This is a genomic window from Thalassococcus sp. S3 (assembly GCF_004216475.1).
Lineage (GTDB): Bacteria > Pseudomonadota > Alphaproteobacteria > Rhodobacterales > Rhodobacteraceae.
Window position 1 is genome coordinate 3,132,142 of sequence record NZ_CP022303.1, and the last position, 11,536, is coordinate 3,143,677.

Here is an 11,536-nt window from a genome sequence, read left to right on the forward strand (position 1 = left end):
TATATTTGCAGAGGAAGGACGAGCCACTGTGAGCCTTGGCATCGGGCTTGAACAGAACGATTTTTTGAAAGCGCCACCGCCGGTGTCGTGCTTTCTTCGGCGACGATCCCGGGATTGGGCTGTTACCAGCTATTGTAGCCCAGGAACTTACCCGACATTTCAACCTTGACCCGATCGCCTTTGGGATGCTCGACCCGTGTGACCGACATGTCGAAATCAATCGCGGACATGATACCGTCGCCGAATTTTTCCTGGATGATCGCCTTGAGCGTCGGACCATAGACGCCAACGATCTCGTAAAACCGGTAGATACACGGATCAGTGGGCACAGTCTGCTCCCAGATCTTGGTGGGGCTTTCGGCCAGCACGCCTTCGGCTTCCTGTGGCAGGCCCATGACCTTGACCATCAGCGCGGCTTTCTCAGCCGGAAAGGCGTTCATGCCCATGGCCGCGGAATGCGTCCAGATGGGTGACATGTCGATCTTCTCCGCGATCTCCTCCCATGTCAGACCGGCCTGTTTCTTGGCCGACAGGATCATCGCTGTGACGTCTTCCTTGGTCATCATGTCCGTCATTGTCTCAAGGTCCTTCATTCTTACAAGTCTAGCTCTGTTAGTCCGGGGTGGTGGTCTGGGCGCGGGGTGCCTTCCGGCCAGTGGAACTTGCGGTCGCCCGCATCGATGGGCACATCGTTGATCGACGCATGGCGCACGGCCATCAAACCAAGCGCGTCAAACTCCCAGTTTTCATTGCCATGGGCGCGGTACCATTGACCGCTTTCGTCGTGCCACTCATAGCAAAAGCGCACCGCGATCCGGCTGTCTCCGTGGGACCAGATTTCCTTGATCAGCCGATAGCCATTCTCGACCGCCCACTTGCGGGTCAGGAAGGCTTCGACCTCTGCACGTCCGTTCAAAAACTCCGACCGGTTGCGCCAGCGCGTGTCGGGCGTGTAGGCCAGTGCCACCTTTGCGGGATCGCGGGTATTCCATGCGTTTTCGGCCATGCGCACCTTGCGCACCGCATCTTCGTAAGAGAACGGCGGCAAGGGCGGGCGCGAGGGGATGTCGTTCATGTGCTAACCTTCCACGGCGCGGAGGATGGGCGCAGGCTCGGGCTCTTCTCCCTCCGCCGCGTCGGTGACGTCGATCCGCACCGTCTTGGGCTGGCTGACCTCCCCCGACACCGATTGCCGCGCCAATTCGGCAGAACGATGCCCGAGGAACTGCACAAGATGATTGCGGATCGCATAATAGTTCGGGTGCTCGACAATGTCGGTGCGGTTGCGGGGGCGCGGGATGGTGATCTCGACGCTCTCGGCAACCTGTGCCATCGGACCATTGGTCATCAGCAGGATGCGATCCGCGAGAAGGATCGCCTCGTCGATGTCGTGGGTGATCATGAAGACGGTCTGATCGGTGTCGCTCCAGACCTTGATCAGCTCGTCCTGGATGGTCCCGCGCGTCAGAGCATCAAGAGCGCCAAAGGGCTCGTCAAGCAGCAAGAGCTTCGGCTCATTTGCAAAGGCCCGCGCGATTGACACCCGCTGCCGCATACCGCCTGAAAGCTGGCTTGGTTTCCGGTGGATCGCGTCCCCGGTCAGCCCGACCTTGGCAAGAAAGGCCGTCGAGTGTTCGATGACCTTTGCCTTGTCCCAGTCGGCAAAGCGCGCCTGCACGCCAAAGGTGACGTTTTTCAGCGCAGTGAGCCACGGGAGAAGCGAATAGTTCTGAAACACCACCCCCCGGTCCAGGCTCGGGCCCGAGACGTGCTGCCCATCCATCTTGACCACGCCGCTTGTCGGTTCCGACAGCCCGGCCAGGATGTTCATGATGGTGGATTTGCCACAGCCGGAATGACCAAGAATGCAGACAAACTCCCCTTTCTCGATCCCGAAGCTGGCGTTCTCGAAAACCGTGAACGTCCCGCCCTGCCCGTCCGGATAGCATTGGGTAAGCTGCTCGATGCTGAGGAATGGCTTTGCCATATCCGATCTCCTATTCAGTGTAGGCGACCATGCGTTGCAGCAGCCCGAAGAGGGAATCGAGCAGCATGCCCACGATGCCAATCATGAGGATGGAAAAGATGACCGACGTCAGATCGAGGTTGTTCCACTCGTTCCAGACGTAATAGCCGATACCCGTCCCACCGACGAGCATCTCGGCGGCAACGATCACAAGCCAGGCAATCCCGATGGAGATGCGCATGCCCGTGACAATCGTGGGCGCGGCTGCCGGCAGGATCACGGTAAACGCCGTCTTGAGCGAGCTTAGCTCATGTGTGCGGGCGACGTTCACCCAATCTTCGCGCACGCCCGCCACGCCAAAGGCTGTGTTGATGAGCATCGGCCAGATGGAACAGATGAAAATCACGAAGATCGCACTCATCTCGCTGTCCTGAATGATAAACAGCGCCAGCGGCATCCAGGCCAGCGGCGAGATGGGGCGCAGCACCTGGATGAAAGGGTTGAGCGCTTTGTATGCCACACGCGACATGCCGATCAGAAACCCCAACGGGATCGCAATAAGCGCCGCCAGCAAGTAACCCGTCAGCACGCGGTAGATGGAGTAACCGATCTGTATGCCAATGCCCTTGTCGTTGGGGCCCGCGTCGTAGAACGGGTTGGACAATTGCTCCCACGCCTTTCCCAGAACCTGGCTGGGTGGCGGGACACCCGCCTTTGGCTGCCCTCCCCCGGTCAGAAGCTCGTACTCGGTCAATTCACCCGCGGCCTTCTGCGCGGGGATCGACAATTCCCAGATCAGGCAGCCGACCAGAAGAAGGAGGATGGAGTAAAGCGCCGCCTTCTTGTTTTCGCTCAACGCCTCTCTCATTTCTTGATCGCAAAACTGTCGACATAGGCTTCCGGCTCTGCCGGATCGAAGGTCTTGTCCATGATCGTGTGGGATTTGTAGGTGACATCCGGGGCGTCATAACCCAGCTCGGTCATCACCTTCTTGGCGTCGGCAGCAAGATAGACCTGCTCGGCCACCGCTTTGTAATCCACGTCGCCGTCAATATAGCCCCAGCGCTTCATCTGCGTCAGGATCCAGACCCCCATCGAGTGCCATGGGAATGGATCAAAGTCGATCCGGTCCGGCACGCGCTTCACCTCGCCCAAGCCATCGGCATAGGTCCCCGTGAGCACCTGCTGCACAACCGTGACAGGCTGGTTGAGGTAGTTGGTGGGAGAGATCGCTTCCGCGATTTCAATCCTGTTTTCCGGGTTCGACGCGTATTGGGTTGCGTCGATGATCGACTTCAAAAGCGCGCCATACGTGTTCGGCAATTCCGTCGCAAAGGACAGCGGCGCGGCGAAGGCACAGCAGGGATGGCCCTCCCAGATCTCCTTGGTCAGGATATGGATGAACCCGATACCTTCATAGACGGCCCGCTGGTTAAAGGGGTCGGGCGAGAGATACCCGTCGAGGTTGCCCGCGCGCAGGTTGGCGACCATCTCGGGCGGCGGGACGACGCGGATCTGGATATCGACATCCGGGTCGAGCCCGAACTCCGCCACGTAGTATCGCAGCAGGAAGTTGTGCATCGAATACTCAAAGGGAACGCCGAACGTGAAACCCTTCCATTGCTTCGGATCACGCTTGTCGAGGTGTTCGTTCGACAAAACAATGGCCTGGCCATTGATGTTCTCAACAGCGGGCATGATGTAGGGCGTCGCCACCGATCCGGCCCCCAGCGTCATGGCTAGCGGCATGGGCGTCAGCATGTGGCTTGCGTCATATTCACCCGACAACGATTTGTCGCGCGCCACCGCCCAGCCGGCCGTCTTGATAACCTGCGCGCTGAGCCCATAGCGTTCATAAAAGCCAAGCGGTTGTGCCATGATGATCGGGGTCGCGCAGGTGATCGGAACAAAGCCGATGTTCAAATCGGTCTTTTCGGGCGGTCCCAGATCATCGAGTATCGCGGCCTTCGCTTCGTCCAGGGGAAACACAGATGCCAGAGCAGCAGCTGCCGTTGTCCCCCCTATCATCCCCATGAACGACCGGCGCCCGATATCATTCTGGCCAAAGACGGAGCGGACAATCGCGCTTTCGACGGCGCGCTCCATCATCTGGTCGGCAGTCATCGCATGCGGTTCGATGTGGTCCTTGTCGTGTCCGTGACCGGATATGCAGCCTTCACAACCGCAATCCGCACCGTGCCGCAGGTCGGTCTTTTCCGAAAACGGGTTCCCCAAGCTTTTGATCGTCATCGCCACCTCCTGTCGAACGTCTGACAGAAGCGTGACACGCGCCACACACGCAGCCTAGATGGTCTGCACATTGCTCGCAAACGAGCATTCCCTTGTTTTAAATGGTTAATTTCTCGGCAACTCCTACGAAAATTCGTAATTTACGAGTTTTCGTAATGGCGACCAGCCAGGGCGGCGCGAGGCTGGTGTCATGCTTGATACGCCCGATTCCGAGACGCTTGTCGCCTATCATCCGCTGCCCACCATTCTGCTCGACCTGGCGACGGACACGATCGTCGCTGCAAATCCATCCGCGCGAAACATGTTTGGCCCACAGAGGGTCGAGGCCGCCTTTTCCGCTCTGCTTCGGTCCGATCACGGGACAGCATCGGTGTTCTTTGAAGCCGTGGAACATTTTGGTTCCTACATCGACCGGACACTCGTTCTAGAGGGCGAGAGCCGGGCGCCTCTCGAATTGCAGATCTACGGGGTGCACTATGGCAAGGGTCTGGTCTTGCTCAGTTTCCTTGATCTGAAAGAACACGATCAGCGCAACCGTCTTGCGGATATGGAAGCGCAGCACAGGGCGGGGCTGACCAAGTGGCAGAACATTTATGATTTCTTTCGCGAGGTCGAGGCCCAGAACCATCTGATCCTGGAAGCGGCAGGCGAAGGCATCTACGGGATCAATGCGAAAGGTCAGGCCACGTTTGTCAATCGCGCCGCGCAGGAGATGCTGGGCTGGTCCGCGGATGATCTTGTGGGGCGAGAGCTGCATTCGATCATTCACCACAAGCATCTGAACGGAGAACATTTTCCGGCCCACGAATGTCCGATCTACGCGTCTTTCCGCAAGGACGAGACCATGCGCGTCGACGACGACGTCTTCTGGCGCAAGGACGGCAAGCCCATCATGGTCGAGTATGTTTCGACCCCCATTTACGATCACAACGTTCTGGCCGGGGCCGTCGTCATCTTTCGGGACGTGACAGAGCGGCGTGAGAATGAGCGGAAACTGCGGGAAGCGCTGGCACAGGTCGAAGAGCTGAAGGTCAAGCTGCAACAAGAGAACGAATATCTGCTGACGGAAATCCGGTCCGCACGGTCGCATACGGGCGTGGTCGGTATCTCCGACGCGGTCAAATCACTCAACGTGCAGATAGACCTCGCAGCGAAAAACAACGCCCACGTTCTGGTGTCGGGCCCGCCGGGTTCAGGCAAAAGCCTGACGGTATCGGCCATTCACGAAGCCAGCATCCGTCACCACCGACCACTTGTCCGCGTCAATTGCGACAAGACAGGTGGACAGGCGCTTGAGAGCGAGCTGTTCGGCCACAAGCGCGGCACCTTTCCCGGCGCAACCCGCGACGTCACCGGCAAGCTGATGCTGGCCAATAACGGCACTCTGCATCTTGATGAAATCGCGGACCTGCCCAAGGCCATACAGGCCAAGCTCTATGACGTTCTGCAAAGCGGTCAGTTTCAAAGGCCCGGTGACAGCGCCGGGACACCTGTTTCGCTTTCGGTTGTGGCAACGACATCCCGCGACCTGGCCGCGGAGGTCAGGGCCGGTCGGTTCCGGCAAGATCTCTATTTCACGCTCAATCTCTTTTCGATCCAATGCCAGCCGCTCAGCTCTCGGCCAGAGGATATCCCGTATCTGGCCAAGCATTTTCTTGACCGCACGACGCGGCGGCTGCGACTGCCTAGCACGCGTCTGTCCCGATCCAACATCGACGTGCTGAAGCAGTACAGCTGGCCGGGTAACGTCCGCGAGTTGGAAAATGTCATCGAACGCGCTGCCATTCTTGCACAGGGCGGACGACTTGAGTTCGAGTTCCAGTTGTCAGGACCGACAGCGACCCAGGGTTCAGACGTCGTTCTGACCAAAAAGGACCTTCGCGCGCTTGAACGCAAGAACCTGGAAAACGCCCTGAGACGCGCCAAGGGCAAGGTATCGGGCGAACAAGGCGCTGCCGAAATGCTGGGCGAGGCACCGACCACAGTCTATTCCAAGATCAAGTCGCTTGGCATCAAACCGACAGCATTCAGATAGTCGAATAGCCCAAGTCAGACCACGCATGCCGGTTTTCGCCCGCGATTTGACGAGTCGAAAGGACCCTGCCCTAAAGGCAAGGATCCCTTTCGCTGACTGGCGGCCAGGCAGCCGTGGTTCTGCTTTGGCCATTGCCTGAACGGGGCATTTGATTTGCCGTCCGGTCAGCAATCGCCCGCATCGAACAGGCTGCGCTGCCGGCTCAGGATCGCGCCCGATGACGACGCCATCTTGCACCCCAAGTCAATGCGGCTGCAGCAAGCGTCCAGGCCAGCAACAGTGCCAGGTGGCGCGGCTCCCACGCCGTGGCGTTGACCGCGGCCCAGCCAAGCTCTCCCATGGCGCGGGTCGGTGTCCATTGGGATATCGCGTCGATCATTGGCGGCATCAGCATGGGCGGTACCCAAAGCCCGCCCAGATAGGCGAGTGGCAGAAAGATGAGGTTGGCCACCGGAACGGCGGCCCGTGCCGAAGAGACAGAGCCCAGCGCGACGCCCATCGTGGTCGCTGGAATTGCCGACAGCAGACAAACCGCGATCAAGCGGGCCCAGGCTGTCGGGGCCAGCGTGACATCGGTCAGGATTTTGCTTGTCACGATCACCATGGAAACGGCCAGAATGGTGAAGATGAGGGACGCAAAAATACCTGCGATCCATTGATTGATCCAATGGCCCGGCAGGCTGCGCTGCCAAGTCGAAAATGGGTTTTGCCGGTCCTGAGCGACACTCACGCCAAACTGAAAAAAGCCAACGCCGACAACGGCATAAACGGCAAATGAGGCCATGGCATTCGCGGCCCACGCGCCACCCCCGCTCTGCGCGCCAAAAAAGGCGTAAAGCATGGCCGGAAACAAGACGGTCGGCACCCAGAAACCGGGCTGACGAAAGAGGATGAGGAGAACCAAACGGCATTCCGCAACAAGGTGCTGCATCACTGAAGGGCCTCCTCTTGACGGATGTGCTCGATCAAGGCCTCGAGAGCCAAAGGCTCGAGCGCGAGGTCATCGAAAGGCAGCGCCTCTTCGACCATCTGCCGCAGAACCGCATCGCTTTGTGCAGTTTCCACGTGCCAGCGTTGACCGTCATGCCTGGCCTGCATCCAGTCTGGCGGCGCGGTGTCGCGGGGCAATGCAAAGCTGAGATGTTTGGCCTTGGTCCGGGCGCGCATATCATCGATATGAGCATTCAGGACGGTCTCACCCTTGTCGATCAAGGTGATGCTGTCGCAGATCGCCTCGATTTCATCCCAGTGATGAGAGGTCAGCACCAACGCGCCGCCTTCGGCAACGTAGGTGCGCGCAACCTCGCGAAACCCCTTTTGCGAAGCGGTATCGAGCCCCGTCGTCGGCTCATCCAGAAATACCAGTTTGGGAGAGCCCGCAAAAGCAAGCGCCAGTGCAACCCTGCGCACTTCCCCGCCCGAGAACCCTGCGATCCGACGGTCGACGAGTGCTTCGAGGCCGAACCGATCCACCAGTTCGTCAAGCCGGAGCGGTGTGCCATAGCAGGCGGCGGTATAGTGCAGCACCTCACGGGGCGTCAGCTCGGCGGGAAAGCCCGCGGATTGTGGCGTGGCCCCGGTCAGCGTCCGCGCTTCGGGGCTGCCGGCCGCATGACCGAAAACACGCGCCTCCCCCGCATCAGGGGCAAGCAATCCCATCAGGATCGACAGCGTTGTGGACTTGCCGGCACCGTTCGGGCCAAGCAACCCCAGCGCGGTGCCTGCCCCGACCTCCAGGTTAACGTTTGAAACCGCCTGAACCGCACCAAAGCGTTTGGCCAGTCCAGATGCTTTGAGAGGAACCTCGATCGGTGAGTAGTGCATGTATGATCCTGAGACTTGATTGCTCTTGATCGGCAGGTATGTGTTGGACATGACCCGACCCAAGGCAAATTACGTCGCTGACGAAAAGACATTCGCCAACAGCAGCCCCATGTCGTTGACGCTTCGCCAACTTCACGGGATGATGAGCAGGCCGATCTTCTGGATTGTGGTCGCGACGGCGATTTTACTGACGGCCATGGCCGGTCCCTACTTCACCCTCGAACGTCTGAGCTTTCCCGAGCGTCTGATCTATTGGGGGACGTGCGTCCCGCTTTCAGCGGTGATCATGACGTTCCTTTCTATCCTGTCCTACAGGCTCACCGAAGCCCATGCCCTTCACTGGGTGCTTGTGTCGGTGCTCAGTGGGCTTGTCGGGATCCTGCCGGTGGTCGGTGCCATCTACCTGAGTGAAGGGCTGGCAGCAGGATTTGCGCCGGGTTGGGCCGAGCCGCTGAGTTTCTTCAGACTTTCAGCGTTTGTTGCCCCATCGCTGATGGCCGTCACGCTGACGGTCCACGCGATGATCGAGTATCGGCTGCGCGAAGATAACGACCTGGAAGCGGTCCCGAAACCCGTCGCTGTGGCACCGACCCTTTTGCAAAGCAAGCTCCCCCACCACTTGGGCCACGACATCGTCGCGGTTCAGGCACAGGATCATTACGTCGAAGTCACCACGCCCAAGGGAAACACGATGATCCTGATGCGTCTGAAAGACGCCGTACATGATCTGGAACCGCTGGGGGGACTGCAGGTGCACCGGTCATGGTGGATAAACCCGGCCTTTGTTGAACGAACCGAAACCGGCAAGAACGGTCCGGAATTGCTTATGCAAACCGGACAAAGGGTTCCCGTAGGACGCAATTTCCGAGCCGCGTTAAAAACCGCATTGCAGGCAGGGGCATGATAGAGAGATCTTTGGCCATCGGCCTTTCGGATCGCTTGGCACCGCCGGTCTTTCAACCTGCCGAACATGCCCCTGTCACCTGAAGGAGACCATTGCCAAACGTGCGATCGTGCCCGTTCGGTCCCAGATCTTCCGCGCCGGTGGCCAATGCCGTTCGCACGCCCTCCGCGGACAGCGCCGCCATCGACCGATCTGCCGCGATCACCATCGTCACGTGAGGTGCCGCCAGAGAGGTGCCTGAGGACACAAAACGCCTGTCGCCGATCGACAAAAGAATATCGACACCGGGCGCGGCCAGATCGACATGCGGACCGCGGACCGCGTTCCTGAAAATCATGCCGTCCCGGTCGACGGCGGTGACGGCCAGGGCAAAAGGAAAAGCGGCGGGATATTGGGGTTGATGACGTGGGCCTGCATTCCCGACCGCAGCCACGAAGACCATTCCATCGCGGGCCGCGCGGCTCAACGCGCGATCCATCAGTTTGTTATAGGGTCCCGCAAGGCTGAAATTCACTACCTTCACGTTTTCCGCCGCCAGCCAATCGACCGCGCGCAGGATCGCGACAACACCGGCGGCATCACCGCCGTCCAGCGCCGGGTCCACGACATTCGCGCTGAAAAGCGTCGTGTCGCGCAGGCGCCCCTCGCCGATCAGAAGTTCCGCGACCTCGTCACCGTGGCGCGTATTGGCGGCTCTCTCAACGAAATTGCGTTGCGCGATCCGTCCGCTGCCGAGAGCCGGATGGTTCGATGTCACGCCTGCGTCGATCATGCCAACGCGAACCTGCGCGCGGCAACCGCCTGTCGGCCAATTGATCATGCCGGCGGCGTAGTCACGCGGATCAACCGCCCGAACCGCTTGCAGCCGGTAGATATGGTTTGCACCGGCCGTGACGCCCGGCGCGATACGCTCGACCTCCTCAATGGCGGTTGGAATTGTGCGCGTCGCGGGAATGCGCAGGACAACCAGGGTATCTTGCAGATCCGGCAGAGGATGCACCGCGCGCACCACATAGCCCAACGGCTCAACACGCGCGATCAGGTCCTGCGGCGGATCTGCTGTCAGCACAACCAGCTCTTGCGGGTCGGTGACCGCGAAGGGAAGGCTTTCAGTGGCCTGCGCGTTCGGGCCCGTCTCGATCGCTGCGCATGCAGCCATGACAAAGACAACCAAGCTCAAAAGCAACAGGCGCATCACTTATTCCTCTGCAACAAGCTCAATCAGGGGGGAGGCATCGAATGCGGACTGTGCTGTCGCACGCGCCTCTTCCGTTTGGAATGCCACGCGATAAAGGCCGATTGCGCTTGGGCCGTCGACGATCCGGGCACCCGTGTCGCGCAGAAGCGTTTCGATTTCGGCAGCTGACGCCGAGGGCGCGAAAGCAATGCCAAGACCGAACCGGGCACTCTCTTCGCTGACCGTGCGAAAGAGCGGCGCGCCGCCCCCTTGCGGCACAAACGCGATGTAGGCGCCTTGCAGCAACGCGACGGTCCCGAGGGCTGCCGCAATCATCTGCCACCCTCGCGTGCGGGGTGCGGCGGTCTGCGTGCTTTTGATCTCTGCTTCAAGGCGTTTCCATCCAAAGATGCGGGTATCGGGCCCATCCGTGGACGCCCCCAGCGCGTCTTTCAGCCCCGCCATCACCGAAAGCTCCGCGCGCAAGGCCGGGTCGGCGTCTGCCGCGGCCTCGATCCGGGCCGCCTGCTCCGGGGTGCTTTGGCCACGAATATGGGCGAGAAGCTCTTCTTCGGTTAATCCGTCGGACCGGTCCATGGCACTTTCCCCTTAGGTTCTTGTCTCTTGGACGTATGGCACGGCAAATGGTTCAAAATCATTTTCGACCTGCAAGGCTCAGGCAGCGCATCAAGAGTTTCTTGGCATGGTGTATGCGACTTTTGACCGTGCCTTCGGGAATGGATTCGATGCGCGAAATCTCGGCAAAGGTCAGATCCTCGTAGAATGCCAGATGAACCACGCTTCGCTGGCGCTCTGGCAAGCCTTCGATACAAGTTCGCAGTCTCGTCGCCTCTTGCGTTGCATTGACGACCGCTTCCGGATCGGGCGCGTCATCGGGAAGGGTCTGGTCTGCATCGCCAAGGGATATACGAGACTGTTTTCGGATGTGATCGACGGCGCAGTTTCTCGCAAGCGTCAGGATCCATGAGCGCACGCTGGCCCGCCCCTGGAAACCGGATGCCGCGCGCCAGACCTTGAGCATGGTGTCATGCACGATATCGGCAACCTCGCCTTCATCATGCACCCGGCTGCGAACAAATCGGCCAACCGCATCGGCATGCGCCATATAAAGCGCTTTCATCGCAGTCATGTCTCCATCCGCGACGCGCGTCAGAAGGGCGGCATCCGGCGAGTTGAGAAATTGGGTTTCGGCGCGCTGTGTATCAGGCATGGGCAGAGGCTAAGCATATCAAAACCGAAGGTTCAAATGAGGATCGCCTGTGCAGGAAACGATGCACGAGCCATCTTTAGCTTAGCTTACATGTAGATCACGGGATTGGACGTGCCGACTTTGGCTACGCCGTATCCCTTGCCGTCACG

12 protein-coding genes are annotated in these 11,536 nt (G+C 59.7%); 2 read left to right on the forward strand and 10 right to left on the reverse strand.

Going from position 1 to position 11,536, the window contains the following annotated elements:
• Positions 1-122 precede the first annotated feature (122 nt).
• From cynS to CFI11_RS15500, 5 genes are read right to left on the reverse strand one after another with little or no spacing between them, the layout of a single operon-like run.
• Positions 123-575: a cyanase gene (gene cynS, locus CFI11_RS15480; protein ID WP_174843510.1), complete on the reverse strand. Its 453-nt coding sequence runs from the start codon at positions 573-575 to the stop codon at positions 123-125.
• Positions 576-595: 20 nt separating this feature from the next.
• Entirely contained in the window at positions 596-1,075 is a 480-nt protein-coding gene (locus CFI11_RS15485) for a nuclear transport factor 2 family protein (RefSeq protein ID WP_174843511.1), read from the reverse strand.
• A 3-nt stretch (positions 1,076-1,078) separates the two neighbouring features.
• Positions 1,079-1,987 carry an ABC transporter ATP-binding protein gene (locus tag CFI11_RS15490; RefSeq protein ID WP_130407517.1) on the reverse strand — a complete coding sequence of 303 codons (909 nt, stop codon included), beginning with the start codon at positions 1,985-1,987 and terminating at the stop codon, positions 1,079-1,081.
• A 10-nt stretch (positions 1,988-1,997) separates the two neighbouring features.
• A complete protein-coding gene (ntrB, locus tag CFI11_RS15495; RefSeq protein ID WP_254448931.1) occupies positions 1,998-2,822 on the reverse strand; it encodes a nitrate ABC transporter permease in 825 nt (274 codons plus the stop codon).
• A gap of 8 nt (positions 2,823-2,830) precedes the next feature.
• Positions 2,831-4,216, reverse strand: coding sequence for a CmpA/NrtA family ABC transporter substrate-binding protein (locus CFI11_RS15500; RefSeq protein WP_130407521.1), 1,386 nt, complete (start codon positions 4,214-4,216; stop codon positions 2,831-2,833).
• A gap of 190 nt (positions 4,217-4,406) precedes the next feature.
• On the opposite strand from CFI11_RS15500, the gene CFI11_RS15505 reads away from it, so the two are divergent.
• Complete coding sequence (locus CFI11_RS15505; protein ID WP_130407523.1) at positions 4,407-6,251, forward strand: sigma-54-dependent Fis family transcriptional regulator; 1,845 nt, start codon at positions 4,407-4,409, stop codon at positions 6,249-6,251.
• A 202-nt stretch (positions 6,252-6,453) separates the two neighbouring features.
• On the opposite strand, the gene CFI11_RS15510 is transcribed toward CFI11_RS15505, so the two are convergent.
• Both CFI11_RS15510 and CFI11_RS15515 read right to left on the reverse strand, forming a co-directional pair.
• The gene (locus CFI11_RS15510; RefSeq protein ID WP_217358703.1) at positions 6,454-7,182 is read right to left on the reverse strand and encodes an ABC transporter permease; all 729 of its coding nucleotides are present in this window, start codon (positions 7,180-7,182) and stop codon (positions 6,454-6,456) included.
• On the reverse strand, positions 7,182-8,075 hold the full coding sequence (locus CFI11_RS15515; protein WP_130407527.1) for an ABC transporter ATP-binding protein: 894 nt from the start codon (positions 8,073-8,075) through the stop codon (positions 7,182-7,184). Before CFI11_RS15515 ends, CFI11_RS15510 begins: the two co-directional genes overlap by 1 nt.
• A 49-nt stretch (positions 8,076-8,124) precedes the next feature.
• On the opposite strand from CFI11_RS15515, the gene CFI11_RS15520 reads away from it, so the two are divergent.
• Positions 8,125-8,979, forward strand: coding sequence for a LytTR family DNA-binding domain-containing protein (locus CFI11_RS15520; protein ID WP_130407529.1), 855 nt, complete (start codon positions 8,125-8,127; stop codon positions 8,977-8,979).
• Between the two features lie 52 nt (positions 8,980-9,031).
• On the opposite strand, the gene CFI11_RS15525 is transcribed toward CFI11_RS15520, so the two are convergent.
• Genes CFI11_RS15525 through CFI11_RS15535 form a run of 3 tightly spaced genes read right to left on the reverse strand, consistent with a single transcriptional unit; the run spans position 9,032 to position 11,387 of the window.
• Positions 9,032-10,174 carry a S8 family serine peptidase gene (locus CFI11_RS15525; protein ID WP_130407531.1) on the reverse strand — a complete coding sequence of 381 codons (1,143 nt, stop codon included), beginning with the start codon at positions 10,172-10,174 and terminating at the stop codon, positions 9,032-9,034.
• A gap of 3 nt (positions 10,175-10,177) precedes the next feature.
• Positions 10,178-10,753, reverse strand: a complete 576-nt coding sequence (locus tag CFI11_RS15530) for a hypothetical protein (protein ID WP_130407533.1) — start codon at positions 10,751-10,753, stop codon at positions 10,178-10,180.
• A 58-nt stretch (positions 10,754-10,811) separates the two neighbouring features.
• The gene (locus CFI11_RS15535; protein WP_130407535.1) at positions 10,812-11,387 is read right to left on the reverse strand and encodes an RNA polymerase sigma factor; all 576 of its coding nucleotides are present in this window, start codon (positions 11,385-11,387) and stop codon (positions 10,812-10,814) included.
• Positions 11,388-11,536 lie beyond the last annotated feature (149 nt).

What these genes read in the sequence shown, in the direction of transcription:
- CFI11_RS15530 (WP_130407533.1), bottom strand. Translation starts at nt 10,753, where the DNA reads ATGGACCGGTCCGACGGATTAACCGAAGAAGAGCTTCTCGCCCATATT.
- CFI11_RS15525 (WP_130407531.1), bottom strand. Translation starts at nt 10,174, where the DNA reads ATGCGCCTGTTGCTTTTGAGCTTGGTTGTCTTTGTCATGGCTGCATGC.
- CFI11_RS15520 (WP_130407529.1), top strand. Translation starts at nt 8,125, where the DNA reads ATGACCCGACCCAAGGCAAATTACGTCGCTGACGAAAAGACATTCGCC.
- CFI11_RS15515 (WP_130407527.1), bottom strand. Translation starts at nt 8,075, where the DNA reads ATGCACTACTCACCGATCGAGGTTCCTCTCAAAGCATCTGGACTGGCC.
- CFI11_RS15500 (WP_130407521.1), bottom strand. Translation starts at nt 4,216, where the DNA reads ATGACGATCAAAAGCTTGGGGAACCCGTTTTCGGAAAAGACCGACCTG.
- CFI11_RS15510 (WP_217358703.1), bottom strand. Translation starts at nt 7,182, where the DNA reads ATGCAGCACCTTGTTGCGGAATGCCGTTTGGTTCTCCTCATCCTCTTT.
- CFI11_RS15485 (WP_174843511.1), bottom strand. Translation starts at nt 1,075, where the DNA reads ATGAACGACATCCCCTCGCGCCCGCCCTTGCCGCCGTTCTCTTACGAA.
- CFI11_RS15505 (WP_130407523.1), top strand. Translation starts at nt 4,407, where the DNA reads ATGCTTGATACGCCCGATTCCGAGACGCTTGTCGCCTATCATCCGCTG.
- CFI11_RS15535 (WP_130407535.1), bottom strand. Translation starts at nt 11,387, where the DNA reads ATGCCTGATACACAGCGCGCCGAAACCCAATTTCTCAACTCGCCGGAT.
- cynS (WP_174843510.1), bottom strand. Translation starts at nt 575, where the DNA reads ATGACGGACATGATGACCAAGGAAGACGTCACAGCGATGATCCTGTCG.
- CFI11_RS15490 (WP_130407517.1), bottom strand. Translation starts at nt 1,987, where the DNA reads ATGGCAAAGCCATTCCTCAGCATCGAGCAGCTTACCCAATGCTATCCG.